General features: G+C 71.6%; 15 protein-coding genes. 6 read left to right on the plus strand and 9 right to left on the minus strand.

The window, feature by feature from the left end; genetic code table 11:
* Positions 1 to 18 precede the first annotated feature (18 nt).
* The 3 genes from QBJ89_RS06275 to QBJ89_RS06285 all read right to left on the minus strand — a co-directional run bounded on the left by QBJ89_RS06275 (position 19) and on the right by QBJ89_RS06285 (position 5522).
* The gene (locus tag QBJ89_RS06275; protein ID WP_277979665.1) at positions 19 to 3198 is read right to left on the minus strand and encodes an efflux RND transporter permease subunit; all 3180 of its coding nucleotides are present in this window, start codon (positions 3196 to 3198) and stop codon (positions 19 to 21) included.
* A gap of 78 nt (positions 3199 to 3276) precedes the next feature.
* Positions 3277 to 4533 (minus strand): efflux RND transporter periplasmic adaptor subunit, encoded by a 1257-nt coding sequence (locus QBJ89_RS06280; protein ID WP_277979666.1) that lies wholly within the window; start codon positions 4531 to 4533, stop codon positions 3277 to 3279.
* A 461-nt stretch (positions 4534 to 4994) separates the two neighbouring features.
* Positions 4995 to 5522 carry a sterol desaturase family protein gene (locus QBJ89_RS06285; protein WP_277979667.1) on the minus strand — a complete coding sequence of 176 codons (528 nt, stop codon included), beginning with the start codon at positions 5520 to 5522 and terminating at the stop codon, positions 4995 to 4997.
* A 50-nt stretch (positions 5523 to 5572) separates the two neighbouring features.
* On the opposite strand from QBJ89_RS06285, the gene QBJ89_RS06290 reads away from it, so the two are divergent.
* The gene (locus QBJ89_RS06290) at positions 5573 to 7180 is read left to right on the plus strand and encodes a lysine--tRNA ligase (RefSeq protein WP_277979668.1); all 1608 of its coding nucleotides are present in this window, start codon (positions 5573 to 5575) and stop codon (positions 7178 to 7180) included.
* A gap of 159 nt (positions 7181 to 7339) precedes the next feature.
* Here the strand turns inward: QBJ89_RS06290 and QBJ89_RS06295 are convergent, their stop codons facing one another.
* Genes QBJ89_RS06295 through hemC form a run of 3 tightly spaced genes read right to left on the minus strand, consistent with a single transcriptional unit; the run spans position 7340 to position 9791 of the window.
* Complete coding sequence (locus QBJ89_RS06295) at positions 7340 to 8179, minus strand: hypothetical protein (protein WP_277979669.1); 840 nt, start codon at positions 8177 to 8179, stop codon at positions 7340 to 7342.
* Between the two features lie 43 nt (positions 8180 to 8222).
* Complete coding sequence (locus QBJ89_RS06300; protein ID WP_277979670.1) at positions 8223 to 8882, minus strand: uroporphyrinogen-III synthase; 660 nt, start codon at positions 8880 to 8882, stop codon at positions 8223 to 8225.
* Positions 8883 to 8888: 6 nt separating this feature from the next.
* Complete coding sequence (hemC, locus tag QBJ89_RS06305) at positions 8889 to 9791, minus strand: hydroxymethylbilane synthase (protein WP_277979671.1); 903 nt, start codon at positions 9789 to 9791, stop codon at positions 8889 to 8891.
* Positions 9792 to 9940: 149 nt separating this feature from the next.
* Here hemC and tsaD point away from each other — a divergent pair, with 149 nt between their 5' ends.
* Both tsaD and QBJ89_RS06315 read left to right on the plus strand, forming a co-directional pair.
* A complete protein-coding gene (tsaD, locus tag QBJ89_RS06310; RefSeq protein ID WP_223014306.1) occupies positions 9941 to 10966 on the plus strand; it encodes a tRNA (adenosine(37)-N6)-threonylcarbamoyltransferase complex transferase subunit TsaD in 1026 nt (341 codons plus the stop codon).
* On the plus strand, positions 10963 to 11940 hold the full coding sequence (locus QBJ89_RS06315; RefSeq protein ID WP_277979672.1) for an NAD(P)H-dependent glycerol-3-phosphate dehydrogenase: 978 nt from the start codon (positions 10963 to 10965) through the stop codon (positions 11938 to 11940). Before tsaD ends, QBJ89_RS06315 begins: the two co-directional genes overlap by 4 nt.
* Positions 11941 to 12291: 351 nt before the next feature.
* Here QBJ89_RS06315 and QBJ89_RS06320 read toward each other — a convergent pair whose 3' ends face one another.
* A complete protein-coding gene (locus tag QBJ89_RS06320; protein WP_277979673.1) occupies positions 12292 to 13119 on the minus strand; it encodes an inositol monophosphatase family protein in 828 nt (275 codons plus the stop codon).
* A 45-nt stretch (positions 13120 to 13164) separates the two neighbouring features.
* Between QBJ89_RS06320 and QBJ89_RS06325 the strand changes: the two genes are divergently transcribed.
* The 3 genes from QBJ89_RS06325 (at position 13165) to QBJ89_RS06335 (ending at position 15284) form a co-directional block, all read left to right on the plus strand.
* Entirely contained in the window at positions 13165 to 14031 is an 867-nt protein-coding gene (locus tag QBJ89_RS06325) for a sterol desaturase family protein (RefSeq protein WP_277979674.1), read from the plus strand.
* On the plus strand, positions 13988 to 14326 hold the full coding sequence (locus QBJ89_RS06330; protein ID WP_183922992.1) for a DUF2141 domain-containing protein: 339 nt from the start codon (positions 13988 to 13990) through the stop codon (positions 14324 to 14326). Before QBJ89_RS06325 ends, QBJ89_RS06330 begins: the two co-directional genes overlap by 44 nt.
* 73 nt (positions 14327 to 14399) lie before the next feature.
* The gene (locus QBJ89_RS06335) at positions 14400 to 15284 is read left to right on the plus strand and encodes a MipA/OmpV family protein (RefSeq protein ID WP_277979675.1); all 885 of its coding nucleotides are present in this window, start codon (positions 14400 to 14402) and stop codon (positions 15282 to 15284) included.
* A 109-nt stretch (positions 15285 to 15393) separates the two neighbouring features.
* Here the strand turns inward: QBJ89_RS06335 and QBJ89_RS06340 are convergent, their stop codons facing one another.
* Both QBJ89_RS06340 and QBJ89_RS06345 read right to left on the minus strand, forming a co-directional pair.
* Entirely contained in the window at positions 15394 to 16830 is a 1437-nt protein-coding gene (locus QBJ89_RS06340; RefSeq protein ID WP_277979676.1) for an NAD-dependent succinate-semialdehyde dehydrogenase, read from the minus strand.
* Between the two features lie 102 nt (positions 16831 to 16932).
* Positions 16933 to 17216: anti-sigma factor domain-containing protein (locus tag QBJ89_RS06345; RefSeq protein ID WP_277979677.1), on the minus strand; the 284-nt coding region annotated here is incomplete at its 5' end.

Consider the following 17216-nt stretch of genomic DNA (forward strand, 5'->3'; position numbering starts at 1 on the left):
TCGATTCCGTAACAGGAGTCACTCGGCGGGCTGGAGCGCGGCGTCGTCCGGACGCGTGGGCCGGCGGCGGGCGAGCCGCACGCCGAGCCCGCGGCACACCACATAGAAGGTCGGCGTGAAGATCAGCCCGAAGCCGGTCACCCCGATCATCCCAAAGAACACGGCGGTGCCCAAGGCCTGGCGCAGCTCGGCGCCCGCGCCGGTGGCGATCAGCAGCGGCACGGTGCCGAGAATGAAGGCGAAGCTGGTCATCAGGATCGGCCGCAGCCGCACCTGCGCTGCCTGCACGGCGGCCTCGACCGGAGTGAGGCCGTCGCGCTCCTCCGCCTGCTTGGCGAACTCGACCACCAGGATCGCGTTCTTGGCCGCGAGCGCGATCAGCACGACCAGCCCGATCTGCGTCAGCACATTATTGTCCATGCCCCGCAGGTTCACCCCCGCCATCGCGGCGAGCAGGCACATCGGCACGATCAGCACGATCGAGAGCGGCAGCAGCAGGCTCTCGTACTGTGCGGCGAGCACCAGGAAGACGAAGACCACCGCCAGCGCGAAGACGATGCCGGCGGTATTGCCCGCCGCCTTCTGCTGGAAGGCGATGCCGGTCCACTCGGCGCCATAGCCCGAGGGGAGCGTGTCGTGCGCCAGCTTCTCCATCGTCACCAGCGAGCGGCCCGAGGAATAGCCCGGCGCGGTGTCGCCGTCGACCTCGACCGCGGGGTAGAGGTTGTAGCGCGTCACGCGGTACGGGCCGGTGCGGTCCTGGAAGGTCGCGACCGAGCCGATCGGCACCATCGCGCCCGAGGCCGAGCGGGTCTTGAGGTTGGCGATGTCCGCCGGGGTCGATCGGAACGGCGCGTCGGCCTGGGCGGTGACGCGGTAGGTGCGACCGATCAGGTTGAAGTCGTTCACGAACGCGCTGCCGAGATAGACCTGGAGCGCCTCGAACACGCGCGCCGGGGGAACGCCGAGCAGGTCCGACTTGGCGCGATCGACGTCGGCGAAGATGCGCGGCGTGGCGGTGTTGAAGAAGGTGTAGACCTGCGCCAGCCCCTCGGTCTGGTTGGCGGCGCCGATCAGCTTGCCCGCCTCCGCGCCGAGCGCCTGGTAGCCCGCGCCCTGGCGGTCCTGCACCATCAGGCGATAGCCGCCCGCGGAGCCGATGCCCTGGATCAGCGGCGGGGGCACGACGAGGATGCGCGCCTCGTCGATGTCGCCGGTGACCTCGCGCGTCTTCTGCATGATGCCGGCGAAGGTGACGCCCAGTCTCTCGCGCTCGGCGAAGGACTGGAGCGGGACGTAGGCCGCGGCGGTGTTGGGCGCGAGCGTCTGCGACGGGCCATCGAAGCCCGCGAGCATGACGACGCCCTTGACGCCGGCGAGCGGCAGGATGCGCTTGGCGACCTTCTGCACCACCGCGTCGGTGCGCTCGACCGAGGCGCCCGCGGGCAGCTGCACCACGGTGAGGAAATAGCCCTGGTCCTGCGCCGGGATGAAGCCGGTCGGCGTCGCCCAGAACAGCGCCACGGTCGCGGCGATGAGCCCGGCGTAGACCGCCATCATCCGCCTGGGCGCGCGCACCAGCCTGGCGGTGAGGTTGGCATAGCCGAGGCTCAGCCGCTCGAACGCGCGGTTGAACGAATCGCCGGCCGAGCGCAGCGCGCGGGTGACGCGATTGCCCGAGCCGTGCGCTTCATGCGGGCGCAGCAGCAACGCGGCGAGCGCGGGCGACAGCGTCAGCGACACCACCAGCGAGATCACCGTGGCGGTGGCGATCGTCACCGCGAACTGCTGGTAGAAGGCACCCGACAGGCCGGTGAGGAACAATGTCGGCACGAACACCGCGCACAGCACCAGCACGATCGCGACCAGCGCGCCCGACACCTCGTCCATCGACACCTTGGCCGCCTCGAGCGGGGAGAGCCCCTGCTCGAGGTTGCGCTCGACATTCTCGACGACGACGATCGCGTCGTCGACGACGATGCCGATCGCCAGCACCAGCCCGAACAGCGAGAGCGTGTTAAGCGAATAGCCCACCGCGGCGAGCACCGCGAAGGTGCCGACCAGCGAGACCGGGATGGCGACGATCGGGATGATCGCGGCGCGCCACTTTTGGAGGAACACCAGGATGACGAGCACGACGAGCACCATCGCCTCGAACAGGGTGTGGATCACCGCATCGACCGACTGGGCGATGAACTCGGTGGGGTTGTAGATCACGCGATACTCCAGGCCCTTGGGGAAGGACTTGGACATCGCCTCCATCTCGGCGGTCACTTTCTCCGCGGCGGCGAGCGCGTTCGAGCCGGGGCGCTGGAACACCGCCGCGATGACGGTCGGCTGACCCGAGAGATAGGTGTTCGAATTATAGTCCTGCGCGCCGAGCTCGACGCGCGCGACGTCGCGCACGCGCACCTGGCGGCCGCTGCCGTCGGTGCGGATCACCACGTCGGCGAACTGGTTGGGATCGACCAGCCGGCCCTGCGTCTCGACGTTAAGCTGGAAGGCGTTGCCATTGCCGTAGGGCGGCTGCCCGAGCGAGCCCGCCGCAACCTGAACGTTCTGCGCGCGCAGCGCCGCGACGATGTCGCCAGCGGTGAGGTCGAGCGCGGCGGCGCGGCCGGGATCGATCCACACCCGCATCGCATAGTCGCGGCTGCCGAACAGGCGGACATCGCCGACGCCGTCGATGCGCGCGAGGCGGTCGCGCACCTGCGTCAGCGCGTAGTTGGAGATGTAACCGCGATCGAGCGACTTGTCGGGCGAGATCAGGTTGACGACCATGAGGAAGTCGGGGCTGGTCTTGCGCGTCACCACGCCGAGCCGCTGCACCTCCTCGGGCAGCCGCGGCACCGCCACCGCGACTCGGTTCTGGACGAGCACCTGCGCCGCATCGAGGTTGGTGCCAATCTTGAAGGTGACGGTGATCGTCAGGTTGCCGTCGCCGGTCGACTGGCTCGACTGGTACAGCATGTTGTCGACGCCGTTGATCTCCTGCTCGATCGGCGCGGCGACGGTCTCCGCCACCGTCTCGGCCGAGGCGCCGGGGTAGTTGGCGCTGACCGTCACCGTGGGCGGCACGATGTCGGGATATTGCGCGACGGGGAGGCCCCAGTAAGCGATCGCGCCGACGATGGTGATGATCACCGCGATGACGCCGGCGAAGATCGGGCGGGTGATGAAGAAGCGCGAGAGGCGCATGGCAGGCTCCCCGGATGCGAGGATGGATGGGGGCCGCTGGGGAGCGGCGGATCGGAGGCGGCGTCGACGCCGCCGTGATCAGGAGGTGAAGGTGGCCTCGCCGGTGATCGGGGCGGCGCCCGGCGGGGCGTCGCCGCCGCTCACCGGCGCGATCGTGCCCGCGCGGATCTGCACCTTGGTGCCCGGCATCGCCATCTGCGTGCCGCTGATCACCACGCGATCGTTCGGCGAGAGCCCGCTGCGCACGATCCGCAGGCCGGCGAGCACCGGGCCGAGCGTCACCGGCTTGACCGCGACCGTACCGTCCGGAGCGACGGTCAGCAGCGTCTTGCGCGCCTGGTCGGTCTGCACTGCCGCATCCGGCACCAGCAGCGCGCGCCTCGTCGCGCCCGAGGCGAGCCGCATGTTGCCGAACATCCCCGGCGTCAGGAACTGGTCCGGGTTGCGCAGCACCGCGCGGCTGCGGATCGTGCCCGAGCGCGAGTCGAGGCCGTTGTCGGTGAAGTCGAGCCGGCCGTGCCAGCGGTAATCACTCTCGTCCTGCAACCGCACATCGACGTCGGGCGCCGAGACGCCCGCGGCGCGCGCGCGCTTGTTCTTGAGGAACAGCGCTTCCGAGCCGTCGAAGGCGAAATAGATCGGGTCGAGCGCGTTGATCGTGGTCAGCAAGGTGCCGCTGGTGTCCCCGCCGGCGACGAGGTTCCCCGGATCGATCCGCCGGTCGGAGACGCGGCCCGCGATCGGCGCGCGCACCTGGGTGAACTCCATGTCGAGCGAGCGCGCGCGGACGCGTGCCTCGGCGGCGGCGAGCTGCGCGCTGGCGGCGCGGACGCGCGCGTTGAGCTGGTCGAGCTCGCCCTTGGACACCGCGTCCTCGGCCACGAGCCGGCCGGCGCGGTCGAGGTTGGCGCGCGCGAGCAGCAGGTCGCTGCGCGCGGTGGCGACGCCCGCCTGCGCCTCGGCGAGCGCCGCGGCGAAGGGGCGCTGGTCGATGGTGAAGAGCAGCTGTCCGGCGCGCACGGTGGCACCATCGGTGAAATGCACCGCACTGATCGCGCCCGAGACGCGCGGGCGCACCTCGACCGAGCGGCTCGGCTCGAAGCGGCCGACATAATCATCCCACTCGGCGACGGTGCGCTGGAGCGGCGGCGCGACGGTGACGGTGGGAGCCGGCGGCGCGGCGACCGCGGGCTGCTCGCGGTGGAGCAGCGTCGCCGCGCCGATTACCGCGACGAGCGGGACGCCGATCCAGGCGGCGCGCTTGGCGGTGCTGGGACGCGACGCTGGGGCGGCCTCGACCGAGTCGGTGGGGTCGATGATGGTGTGCATGTTCATGCGCGCGTCTCCTCGACGGCGGAAAGCTGGATCAGGCAGGCGCGATCGGCCATGAAGATAAATCCTGTGCGATGGTCGGCCGGCCACGGTCCGGCGCGCGGATATGCGACGCGTCGGGCGAGGGCGGACGTATCCGGTCGCGCGGGCTGACACCCGGCGAACGGCATGGGAAAATTCGTTACGCGACGCCGGACCTGATCAGGTTGCGGCACACTCGAAGATGGAAAGAGGATCCATGGCGGCTCCGTCGATCGCACGGCGGCACGCAGCCGCCGTCGTTTCGATACCGTCTGGTATAGAAAGCGACCTGACGTGGGTCAACCGGCTTTTTTGTACCGCTTGGTAGTTTTCTTTGTCGAGACCTAATGTGCGACTTGTGAGCGCGATCGTTTGCGCCGGATCGTGCATCAGGGACGTGTCGACATTCCCCTTATCTCCCCCTGCGGGGGAGGATCCCTTCGTCACACCTGACGGTCGACATGACCCAGCTCCGCGCCGGTCGAGCGCCGCACCCCGGCGCGGCCGCGGCGCTTGAGTTCCGCCTTGAGCGACTCGGGCCTGGGGGCGACGAGGAAGCCGAAGCTGACCGTGCCCTGCTTGGTCTCGACCACATGGTGAAGCCGGTGCGCCTGGATGATCCGCTTCATGTACGCCGATTTCGGCAGGTAGCGCGTCGGCAACCTCTTGTGCACGATGACGTCGTGGAAACCGAAATAGATCGCGCCATACGCGGCGATCCCCGCGCCGATCCAGGTGAAGCCCGGCCACCAGCCGAGCTGGACCCCGCCCAGGATCATCACGAACGACGGCACCGCGAAGATCGCGGCGTAAAGGTCGTTGAGCTCCCAGTTGCCGGGGCGCGCGCGATGGTGGCTGGCATGCAGGAACCAGCCCGGCCCATGCATCACCCAGCGGTGCATCACGTAGGCGAATCCCTCCATTAGCGCGACGGTGACGAGGAACAGCAGAAGGGCGGCCCACCAGGACATGCGCGACGATATAGCCATCGCGCGCGCGTCTCGCTACGTCGCAGCGCACCATGACCGACGATCTTCGCCCAGACGAGCTTACGTCCGCCGCCCTCGAATCCAAGGCCTGGCCGTACGAGGAGGCGCGCAAGCTGCTCAAGCGCTGGCCCGACGGCAAGCCGGGCGGCGAGGCTATCCTGTTCGAGACCGGCTACGGCCCCTCGGGGTTGCCGCATATCGGTACCTTCAACGAGGTGCTGCGCACGACGATGGTGCGCAACGCCTTCCATGCTCTGTCCGACCAGAGGACGCGGCTGATCGCGTTCAGCGACGACATGGACGGGCTGCGCAAGGTACCCGACAACGTGCCCAACGGCGCGATGCTGGCCGAGCATCTCGGCAAGCCGCTGACGCGCATCCCCGATCCATTCGGCAAGTTCGACAGCTTCGCCGCGCACAACAACGCGATGCTGCGGCAATTTCTCGACCGCTTCGGGTTCGAGTATGAGTTCGTCTCCTCGACCGAATATTACGCTCGCGGGCGCTTCGACGAGGCGCTCAAGGGCGTGCTGCGCCACTATCAGGGCATCATGGACGTGATGCTGCCGACGCTGCGGGCCGAGCGCCGCGCCACTTACTCGCCGGTGCTGCCGGTCAGCCCCGCCACCGGCGTGGTGCTGCAAGTGCCGGTCGAGGTGGTCGACGCCGACGCCGGGACGATCGCCTTCACCGACTCGAGCGGCGAGCGCATCGTCCAGTCGGTGCTGGGCGGTCAGGCCAAGCTGCAATGGAAGGTCGATTGGGCGATGCGCTGGGTCGCGCTCGGGGTCGATTACGAGATGGCGGGCAAGGACCTGATCGACTCGGTCGTGCAATCATCGAAGATCGCGCGCGTGCTCGGTGGGCGCCCGCCCGAGGGCTTCAACTATGAGATGTTCCTCGACGAGAGGGGTGAGAAGATCTCCAAGTCGAAGGGCAATGGCCTCAGCCTCGACCAGTGGCTCACCTACGGCCCGGAGGAGAGTCTCGCCTTCTTCGCCTATCGCGAGCCCAAGAAGGCCAAGGCGCTGCACTTCGGCGTGATCCCGCGCGCGGTCGACGATTATTGGCAGTTTCGCGGCAATTACCCGACCCAGCCGATCGCGCAGCGGCTCGGCAACCCGGTGCACCACATCCACGACGGCAAGGTGCCCGAGGAGTCGCTGCCGATCACCTTCGGGCTGCTGCTCAACCTCGTCGGCGTGATGGGGGGCGACGCGACGCGCGAGCAGGTGTGGGGCTATCTCGCCAATTACGTGCCCGACGCTTCGCCCGCGACCTATCCCGCGCTCGACCGGCTGATCGGCCATGCTTTGGCCTATGCGCGCGACTTCGTGGCGCCGACGCTTCATCGCCGCGCACCGATCGGAGTCGAGGTGCCTGCGCTCGAGCGGCTGGATGCCGAACTCGCCGCGCTGCCGGCGGGGGCGAGTGCCGAGGATATCCAGAACATCGTCTACGAGATCGGCAAGGCCTCGTTCGGCGAGGCGGGCGGCTTCGCCGAGCTGCGCGACTGGTTCAAGGCGCTGTACGAGACGTTGCTCGGCACCAGCCAGGGGCCGCGCATGGGCAGCTTCATCGCGCTGTACGGCGTGGAGAACAGCCGGCGGCTGATCGCCGAGGCACTGGCGCGGGGGTGAGGCTGGCGGGCGACGCCCTTCCCTGATTATCCTCATCCTCGACCGCATCACGACTTCGGCGCGCGCAGGAGCACCGTTCGTCGCCTCAGGGTGCTCCCGCGCGCGCAGGAGCTCCCTGAGGCGGTTAGCTGGGTAGACCTTGCGCGAGCGGCCGCTAGCTTACTGTTCCGCCGGCGCCGCCTCCGCCCGCGCCGCGCCCGCTGCCGCGGTGGCCGCGCCCGTGATCGCCGCCGACTCAAGCGTGTCGAGCGCGGCGCGCGCCTCGACGTAGCGCCGCGCCGCCGCGATCCAGTTGCTCGCCTCGCCTGCGCCGGGCAGCCGTTCGACCTCGGCCAGCGCGGTCTCTACGTTGCCCGTGCCGAGCTGGCGCCGCGCGCGTGCCAGCCGGTCGGAGGGCAGCGGCGAGGGCGTGCCGGCGCGGTGGACCACCACCAGACTGCGCAGCTCGCTGCCGATCCCGGCCCACCAGTCGCTTTTCTGCGCCAGCAGCGTCGGCGCCGCGGCGGTGAGCCCCTCGCGCAGATCCTCCAGCGTCACGGGTGCGCGCGAGTCGCGGATCACGCCGTCGACCTCGCGCGGGAACGCCGTACCGAAGCGACGGCGCAGCTCGCCCTCGAGATAGCCGAGCCCGACACCGCGATCGAGCGCGCGCCGTGCCGCGAAGGTGATCAGGATCGCTTCGGCGCGCCCGGCATTGCTTTCCGCCTGCGCGCTCTCGCCGTCGATCCGCGCCGCGCGCGCCTCAAGGTTGGCGAGCTGCGCCGCGAGCGCGGCCTCGCGTAGCGCCAGCGTCGCGACATCGGGAATGATCGGCGCCGCGGTCGGCGCGACAGTCGGTGCGGCGGCGGGCGCGGTGGCGCGGCCGAACAGGCCGGGTGCGTTGCGCGAGGCATAGGCCATCAGCGCCAGCCCGATCGCAAAGCCGATCACCGCGATCACCAGCACCGGCCCCATCCGCGATCGCTGTGCGCCCTGCGCCGTGTCCATCCCGTCGCTCACTCGCGCATCCTCGCCGCCGAACATCCTTATCCCCGCGCACGCCTCACGGGTCAATCGCGAGCCCGGCGGCGCATTCCACCAGCGCGAGGTCGGTCGGCGCGCGTGCGGCCGCGCGCGCCTGCCAACCACCGCCCGCCGCGGCGAGCACCGCCTCGCTCAGCGCAGCGAGCCGGACCCGCTCGCGCGGCAGCCCGGCGGCGAGCGCGGCGAAGCGTGCCGCCGCGCGCGGCGAGTGGAGCAGCACCACCGCGTCGAGCGCGGCGGCCAGCGCCTCGGCCGGCGGCGTCACCGCCACGCTGGCGTAGACTGTCACGGCGGGCAGCGCGAGCTTGCCGGCGCGGTCGCGCCCGGCGAGGTGGAGCAGCCGCGGATAGCCCCGTGCCTGCGCCACCGCGCCGGTCGCGTCGCCGCTGCCGACCAGCGCCACCGTCAGCCCCGCGGCGCGGGCTGCGCGGGCGGTCGCCGCGCCCACCGCCACCACCGGCAGCGCGGCGAGCCGCGCCAGTCCGGCGCCGGCGTGGCGCACCGCATTGGCGCTGGTGATCAGCAGCGCGTCATAGTCGCGCGCGTCGGGCACCGCCCAGGCGCGCGGCTCGACCTGGAACAGCGGCAGCGCGCGCGCCTCGATCCCCGCCGCGGCGAGCGCGGCGCGGGTGTGCGCATTGCCCGGCTCGGGGCGGAGCACCAGCGCGGCGCGCGGCATCGCGGCTCAGCCGAACAGCGCGCGGATCGCGGGCGGCGCGCGCTCGAGCAGCTCGGCGGCGAGCCGCGCGCCCAGCGCCACCGGATCGTCGCCGCGCGCCTCGCCCGACACATGCTCGGCACCGTCGGGGCTGAGCAGCTCGGCGCGCAGCCGCAGCGTGTCGCTGTCATACACCGCCAGCGCGGCGACGGGCGAGTGGCAGTCGGCCGCGAGTGCGGCGAGCAGCGCGCGCTCGGCGTCGACCGCGCGGTGCGTCGGGCCGTCGTCGATCGCCACGACCGCGTCATGGGCGGACCCCTCGGCACGGGTCTCGACGCCGACAGCGCCTTGGGCAGGGGCGGGCAGCATCTGGTCGAGCGGGATCGCAACGCCGGTGTCGTGGCGCCCGAGCCGCTCGAGCCCGGCCGCCGCCAGCAACGTGGCGTCGACCTCTCCCGCGGCGAGCTTGCCCAGCCTTGTGTCGACGTTGCCGCGAAACAGCACCGGGCGGAGATCGGGGCGGAGGCGGCGCAGCTGCGCGGCGCGGCGCGGGCTGCTGGTGCCCACCGACGCGCCCTCGCGCAGCGTCGCCACGCTGGCGCCGCCGATCAGCCGGTCGCGCACGTCCGCGCGCGGCAGCATCGCCGCGACCGCGATCGCGGCGGGGCGCAACGTCTCCACGTCCTTCATCGAGTGGACGCAGGCGTCGACCTCGCCCGCCAGCAACGCGCGATCGAGCTCGCGCGTCCACAGCGCCTTGCCGCCGATCTCGGCGAGCGCGCGGTCCTGCACGCGGTCGCCGGTAGTGCGGATCACGACGATCTCGATCGAGTCCCAGCCGTGCGCCGCGTGCAACGCGTCGCGCACCATCCCCGCCTGGGTGAGCGCCAGCGGCGAGCCGCGCGTGCCGAGCTTGAAGACATGGGACAAGGGAGCGATGATCCGGGCGGCAGCTTCGAAGAAGCGGTCGTTAGAGGAACCCGGCCCGGCTTCACAAGCGGATCGCGACGAGCCGCGGCATGCGCTGCCTGCGACAACCCACCTTCGACAAGCGCGCGCGCAGGCGTTAGAGCCCGCACATGCTGATCCTCGGGCTCGAATCCTCGTGCGACGAGACCGCCGCCGCGCTCGTCACCGGCGACCGCCGGGTGCTGGCGCATCGCCTCGCCGGGCAGGAGGCGGCGCACCGCCCGTTCGGCGGCGTGGTCCCCGAGATCGCGGCGCGCGCGCACGTCGAGGCGCTCGAACCGCTGGTCGCCGCCGCGCTCGCCGACGCGGGCGTGACGCTGGCCGACGTCGACGCGGTCGCGGCCACGGCGGGACCGGGGCTGATCGGCGGCGTGATGGTCGGGCTCGTCACCGGCAAGGCGCTGGCGCATGCCGCGGGCAAGCCGCTGGTCGCGGTCAACCATCTCGAGGGCCACGCGCTGAGCCCGCGGCTCGCCGACGCCGATCTCGCCTTCCCCTATCTGCTGCTGCTCGTCTCGGGCGGTCACTGCCAGCTGCTGCTGGTCGAGGGCGTCGCGCGCTATCGCCGACTGGCCACCACGATCGACGACGCCGCGGGCGAGGCGTTCGACAAGACCGCCAAGATCCTCGGGCTCGGCTTCCCGGGAGGTCCCGCGGTGGAGGCGGCGGCGCGGACCGGTGACCCGCGGGCGGTCCCGCTGCCGCGACCGCTCAGGGGCTCGGCCGAGCCGCATTTCTCCTTCGCCGGGCTGAAGGCGGCGGTGGCGCGGATGGCGCCGCTCCACCCCGCGGCGGACGTGGCGGCGAGCTTCCAGGCGGCGGTGGTCGACTGCCTCGTCGATCGCACGCGCCGCGCGATCGGCCGCGCCGCGGACGCCACCGCTCTGGTGGTGGCGGGCGGGGTCGCCGCCAACGGTGCGGTGCGCGCGGCGCTGGAGGATCTCGCCGGCGAGCGCGGGATGCGCTTCGTCGCGCCGCCGGCGTGGCTGTGCACCGACAATGCCGCGATGATCGCCTGGGCGGGCGCCGAGCGCCTGGCCGCCGGGCTGACCGATCCGCTCGACGTCGCCGCGCGCGCGCGCTGGCCGCTCGATCCCGACGCCGAGAAGGTGCGCGGCGCGGGGGTGAAGGCGTGAGCGCGATCGGCGTGATCGGCGCGGGTGCCTGGGGCACCGCGCTGGCGCAGGTGGCGGCGAGCAACGGCCATGACGTGCGACTGTGGGCGCGCGACGCCGCGCTGGTCGCGGCGATCAACGCTGGCCATGAGAACGCCGGCTACCTGCCCGGCGCGGCGCTGTCGCCACTCATCCGCGCGACCACCGATCTCGCCTGGGTCGCCGAGGCGGAGGTCAATCTGATGGTCACGCCGGCGCAGGCGATGCGCACGGTGCTCGCGGCGCTGCCGGCGAACGCGCAGCCGCTGGTGGTCTGTTCGAAGGGGATCGAGGCGGGCAGCCACCTGCTGATGAGCGAGGTCGCCGCGGCCGAGCACCCGCGCTCGCCGGTGCTGGTGCTGTCGGGCCCGACCTTCGCGCACGAGGTCGCGCGCGGCCTGCCCACCGCGGTGACGCTGGCGTCCGTGGACGCCGGCGTGCGCGCGCGAATCGCCGAGCTGATCGCCGCGCCGCACTTCCGCCCCTATGCCAGCGCCGACGTGATCGGTGCCGAGATCGGCGGCGCGGTGAAGAACGTGCTCGCGATCGCCTGCGGCGTCGTCGAGGGCGCGGGGCTGGGGCAGAACGCGCGCGCGGCGCTGATCGCGCGCGGCTTCGCCGAGATGACGCGCTTCGGCCTGGCCAAGGGCGCGCGCGCCGAGACGCTGGCGGGCCTGTCGGGGCTGGGCGACCTCGTGCTGACCTGCTCCTCGACCGCCTCGCGCAACTTCTCGCTCGGCGCGGGGATCGGCCGCGGCGAGGCGGCGGGGGCGCTGCTGGCCGAGCGCCGCACCGTCGCGGAGGGCGCCTATACCGCGCCGGTGCTGCGCGAGGCGGCGGCAGCCGCGGGCGTGGAGATGCCGATCACCGCGGCGGTGTGTGCGCTGCTCGACGGCGCGCCGGTGCGCGCGGTGATCGACGCGCTGCTGGCGCGGCCGCTGCGCGACGAGGGGTGAGGGGCGCGCGGTAACTTCTTCCGAATAGCGAGGGTGCGGCGACGTCGCCGATCGATCCTCCGCTGCGAGGGAGGTGGCAGGCCGCAGGCCTGACGGAGGGGTGATCCGGCCGACGAGTGTCGCTGGACTCACGACCGGCGGTACCCCCCCGTCGCGCTGCGCGCGCCAGTGCGGGCGAGATGGTGTCCCCCGGACACCATCTTGGCTTGCCGGGGACAAGCCAAAGCCCAGTGCGGGCGAGATGGTGTCCCCCGGACACCATCTTGGCTTGCCGGGGACAAGCCAAAGCCCGCACTCCTCTCAGGGGAGGATTATTGGAAGGGCGCTCCACCCTGGCCCGTGCACGCCGCTCTAGTGGTCGTGCCCGTGCTCGTGCCCATGCCCCTGCACCCCATGCAGCGCCTCGAGCACGTCGTCGGCGCGGGCGGGGTCGCCGATCGCGAGCACGTGGCCCGCGCTGGCGCTCGTGAGCGGGTCGCCGTTCCAGTCGCACATCCGCCCGCCCGCGCCCTCGACCACCGGCACCAGCGCGGCGAAGTCGTACAGCTGCAGCCCCGACTCGCACACCACGTCGAGGTGTCCGCTCGCCAGCAGCCCGTAGTTGTAACAGTCGCCGCCATAAATCGGCCCCTGCCGCGGTGCGCCGCCGCTCGCCGCCGCGACCAGCGCCATGTAATGCGGCACATCGCCCTCGGCGAAGAGGTGCGGGCTGGTGGTGGCGACGATCGCACCCTCCAGCGCCGCGCAGGCGCGCGTGCGTGCCGGCGCGCCGTTGAGCAGCGTCGGCCGGCCGGTGACGCCGATCCAGCGCTCGCGCTGCACCGGCTGGTCGATGATGCCGAGGATCGGCCAGCCGTCCTCGACCAGCGCGATCAGCGTGCCGAAGATCGCGCGCCCCGCGGTGAAGCTGCGCGTGCCGTCGATCGGGTCGAGCACCCACTGCCGCCCGGTGACGCCCTCCTTGGTGCCGTGTTCCTCGCCGACGATGCCGTCGCCCGAACGCTCGGCGTCGAGCAGGCGGCGCATCGCTTCCTCGGCCTCGCGGTCGGCGCGGGTGACGGGCGAGCGGTCGGCCTTGAGCTCCAGCCCGGCCGGCTGGCGAAAATAGGGCCGGATCACCGCGCCGGCGGCGTCGGCGAGGCGATGGGCGAGCGCGATATCATCGGGGCGGACGGGCATGGCCCTGCCTATCGCGCGCGGCGGCGCTAGGCTAGAAGCCACTGCATGGACGTGATCGTGGCTATCTCACTGTCGGCGCTGGCGATGACGCTCATCGTCGGGGTGCGCTACCTGCTCGCCAGCGGCGGCTTCGCGCTGGCGACTCGGTGGCGCCACCGCGACCTCTACGCCGGGCTCGACCCGCAGATCCGCCGCGAGATCGGCTGGAGCCTCGCCTCCGCCGCGATCTACGGCGTGCCCGCGGGCGTGCTCGCTTGGGGCTGGCAGGCGCACGGCTGGACGCGGATCTACGAGGACGTCCACGCCTATCCGCTGTGGTACCTGCCGGTCTCGGTGCTGCTGTACCTCGTTGCGCACGACGCCTGGTTCTACTGGACGCACCGTTGGATGCACCGGCCGCGCGTGTTCAAGCTGGCGCATGCGGTCCACCACGCCAGCCGCCCGCCGACCGCCTGGGCGGCGATGGCGTTCCACCCGATCGAGGCGGTGAGCGGGGCTGTTGCCATTCCGCTACTGGTTCTCGCAATTCCGATCCATGTCGGCGCGCTCGGACTGGTGCTGACGATCATGACGATTATGGGAGTAACCAACCATATGGGCTGGGAAATCTTCCCGAAGTTCATGTGGGGGGGGCGCCTTGGCGGCTGGCTCATCACGGCCAGCCATCATCAGCGGCATCATGAGCGGTACGGGTGCAATTATGGTCTCTACTTCCGCTTCTGGGACCGTCTCTGCGGGACGGACGACGGGCTCGGTGATTTCACGCGTTCGCACCAGCAGGCGCGCGCGCGCGCTGCTCGTGGCGCTGGTGGCGGCGCCGCTGGTGAGCGCGGCGCCGGTGGGCTCGCTCGACGTGTCGATCGCGCAGATGCGCTCGGCCAAGGGCATGATCCGCGTGTGCCTCACCGCTGACCCGGCGAACTTTCCGCGCTGCGTCGACGACCGCGACGCGGTGACCCGTTCGATCCCCGCCGGGCAGCACAGCCTGCGCTTCGCCGCGCTGCCGCGTGGCGACTATGCGGTGGCGGTGATCCATGACGAGAACGGCAACGCCAAGCTCGACACCTTTGCGGGCATCCCCAAGGAAGGCTTCGGCTTCTCGAACAACCCCGCGATCCGGTTCGGGCCGCCGCGCTTCAAGGCGGCACGCTTCACGCTGGCGAGTGATGCAGAAGCGCAACAGGTGAAGATGCACTACATCCTCTGACGATCCGGTGCGGGAGCGAATCTGATTCCAATCAGTTACGCGCCCGACATCAGAACATCAGGGGTTTCACATCGTGCGCGTCCTCTCTTACGCGGCCCTCGCCGCGGTGCTCGCCGGCGGCGGGCTGCTCGCCGCGCCGGCGGCGCTTGCCCAGGCGCAGAGCGTCCCGGCCGAGCCCAACCCGACCCCCGACCCGGGCGTGGTCGGCGACACGGTCACGGTGGCGGTCGCGGGTGCCTATCTGCCGGACTATGAGGGATCGAACGACTATCGTCTCGTGCCGGGCCCGGCGGCGATCGGCTCGTTCCACAATTTTTCCTTCTCCCTGCTGGGCAACCGCGCCTCGGTCGACCTCATCCCCAATCCGAGCGGGCCGAGCTGGGACATCCAGGCCGGGCCGATCGGCGTGGTCAACTTTAACCGCAGCAACGACAAGTCGATCGACGACGCGCGGATCCGCGCGCTCGGCGAGCGTGACACCGCGATCGAGCTCGGCGGCTATGTCGGGCTGGGCAAGACCGGCGTGCTCACCAGCCCGTACGACAAGCTCTCGGCCTCGCTGAGCTACCGCCACGATGTCAGCGGCGTGCACGACAGCGGCATCTGGAGCCCGTCGGTCAATTATTTCACCCCGCTCAGCCTCAAGGCCGGTGTCGGCCTGTTCGCCTCAGCCGAGAAGGTCGAGCGCGGCTTCGCGCGGACCTATTTCGACGTCGACGCGGCGCAGTCGGTGGTGAGCGGCCTGCCGCAATATCGCACCCGCGGCGGGTGGAAGCATTATACCGTCGGGATCGCGGGCACCTACTCGCTCACGGGCAACCTGCTGCGCGGCTGGAAGGCGATCGGCGGCGTGACCTACAAGCGCATGCTCAACGACTTCGGCGACACGCCGGTGGTGTCGGTGGCGGGCTCGCGCAACCAGTGGCTCGCCGCGCTGGGGATCGGCTACACCTTCTGAGAAGCGCTGGGCTCCTGCGGACGCTGGAGCCCAGCGCCACGAGCGTCAACCCTCGTGGCCCCGGGGCTCCAGCGTTCGCGAGAGCACGCGGTAAACAGGATCCGCCGGCTCAGGCGATATGCACCGCTTTGGTGACGAGGTGCGCGGCAATTCCCTCGGGCCCGTCCTCCGAGCCGAAGCCGCTGTCCTTGACGCCGCCGAACGGTGCATCGCCCCAGCTCAGCCGGACGGTGTTGATCGCGACCATGCCGGCCTCGATCTCGTCGCCGAGCCGGTTCTGCAGGCGGCCGTTCTCGGTGAAGCAATAGGCACCGAGACCATAGGGCAGGCGGTTGGCCTCGGCGATCGCGTCGTCGACGCCGGCGAACGAGCCGATCAGCGCCACCGGTCCGAACGGCTCCTCGTTCATTGCACTGCTCGACAGCGGCACGTCGGCCAGCACCGTTGGGGTGAAGAAGAAGCCCTCGCCCTCGCCGCGCGCACCGCCGGTCATCAGCCTGGCGCCGGCGCCGACCGCCTGCTCGACCAGCCCGGCGATCGCCTCGGGACGGCGCGGGTTGGCCATCGGGCCCATCTGCGTGGACTTGTCGAGCCCGTCGCCGAGTTTCAGCTTTTTCGTCCGCTCGGCGAAGCCCTGCGCGAACCGCTCGTAGATGCCCTGCTGGACGTGGAAGCGGGTCGGCGCCACGCAGACCTGGCCGGCGTTGCGGAACTTGTGCGCCACCAGCGTGTCGAGCGTGCGCTCCAGGTCGCAATCGTCGAACACCAGCACCGGGCCGTGCCCGCCCAGCTCCATCGTGCTCTTCATCACCGTGTCGGCGGCGAGCTTGAGCAGGTGCTTGCCCACCGGCACCGAGCCGGTGAAGCTCAGCTTGCGCGTCACCGGCGAGGCGAGCAGGTGGCGTGACACCGCGTCGGGCACGCCGAAGACGAGCTGCGCGACGTCGCCGGGCAGCCCCGCGTCCTGGAAGCAGCGCAGGATCGCCACCGCCGCGCCGGGGGTCTCTTCGCTCGGCTTGAGGATCACCGAGCAGCCCGCCGCGATCGCGGGCGACAGCTTGCGCACCGGGTTCATCACCGGGAAGTTCCACGCGCAGAAGGCCGCGACCGGGCCGACCGGCTGGTGCAGCACCAGCGAGCGCGTGCCGCTCGGGCGCGGCAGCACGCGGCCGTAGACGCGCACCGCCTCGCCGGCGTGGAAGTCGAGCAGCGCGGCGGTGGCGAGCACCTCGCCCTTGGCCTCGGCGAAGGGCTTGCCCTCCTCCAATGTGGCGAGCCGCGCGAGCGAGTCGGCACGCTCGCGCACCAAGGCGGCGGTGCGCGCCAGCACCGCGGCGCGCTCCTGCGGCGCGGTGGCACGCCACGCGCGGAAGCCGCGCTCGGCCGCCTCGAGCGCACGGTCGAGGTCGGCCGCGGTGGCGAGCGGGACGTGGCCGACCGCCTGGCCGTCCGCGGGGTTGAGCACCTCCTGCGTGTCGCGCCCGGCAGTGATCCACTCGCCCGCGATATAGAGGCCTAGCGGGGTATCGTAGGGGGAGTCGGTCATGGTCGCTTCCGTCCGCGTGAGGGGAGGCGCGCGGTATAGCGCCGCGGCGCGCGCGGGTCAGGCCGACTCGTCGGGGTCGCGGCTCGGCCCGACGCCTCCCGCTCAGGCCTCCGCCAGCGCGCCCGCGGCCACCACCGGCCCGGTCGGCGCCGGATCCGGCGACCCGCCGGGCGGCTCGATCGACACCGCCAGCGTGGTGCCGGCGCGGAGCAGCGCGCGCCGCGTCTGCGCGACCACCAGTCGGGTCGGGCGACCCGCCTCGAGCAGCCCGAGCGCGACGGGTGCGCCGCCCTCGGCGATCGCCCAGAGCTCGGCGCTGCGCCCGCGCGGCACGGTCGCGGCGGCGATCCGCACCTCGCCGCTGGTGCGATCGACCGCGGCGGCGA

The sequence above is a fragment of the Sphingomonas phyllosphaerae genome (assembly GCF_029623345.1).
In the GTDB taxonomy this organism is placed as follows: Bacteria; Pseudomonadota; Alphaproteobacteria; order Sphingomonadales; family Sphingomonadaceae; genus Sphingomonas; species Sphingomonas phyllosphaerae_C.

Bases quoted from the DNA above. Each gene is read 5' to 3' on its own strand.
- QBJ89_RS06275 (WP_277979665.1), bottom strand. From the start codon at position 3,198: ATGCGCCTCTCGCGCTTCTTCATCACCCGCCCGATCTTCGCCGGCGTC.
- QBJ89_RS06280 (WP_277979666.1), bottom strand. From the start codon at position 4,533: ATGAACATGCACACCATCATCGACCCCACCGACTCGGTCGAGGCCGCC.
- QBJ89_RS06285 (WP_277979667.1), bottom strand. From the start codon at position 5,522: ATGTCCTGGTGGGCCGCCCTTCTGCTGTTCCTCGTCACCGTCGCGCTA.
- QBJ89_RS06290 (WP_277979668.1), top strand. From the start codon at position 5,573: ATGACCGACGATCTTCGCCCAGACGAGCTTACGTCCGCCGCCCTCGAA.
- QBJ89_RS06300 (WP_277979670.1), bottom strand. From the start codon at position 8,882: ATGCCGCGCGCCGCGCTGGTGCTCCGCCCCGAGCCGGGCAATGCGCAC.
- tsaD (WP_223014306.1), top strand. From the start codon at position 9,941: ATGCTGATCCTCGGGCTCGAATCCTCGTGCGACGAGACCGCCGCCGCG.
- QBJ89_RS06320 (WP_277979673.1), bottom strand. From the start codon at position 13,119: ATGCCCGTCCGCCCCGATGATATCGCGCTCGCCCATCGCCTCGCCGAC.
- QBJ89_RS06325 (WP_277979674.1), top strand. From the start codon at position 13,165: ATGGACGTGATCGTGGCTATCTCACTGTCGGCGCTGGCGATGACGCTC.
- QBJ89_RS06330 (WP_183922992.1), top strand. From the start codon at position 13,988: ATGCGCTCGGCCAAGGGCATGATCCGCGTGTGCCTCACCGCTGACCCG.
- QBJ89_RS06340 (WP_277979676.1), bottom strand. From the start codon at position 16,830: ATGACCGACTCCCCCTACGATACCCCGCTAGGCCTCTATATCGCGGGC.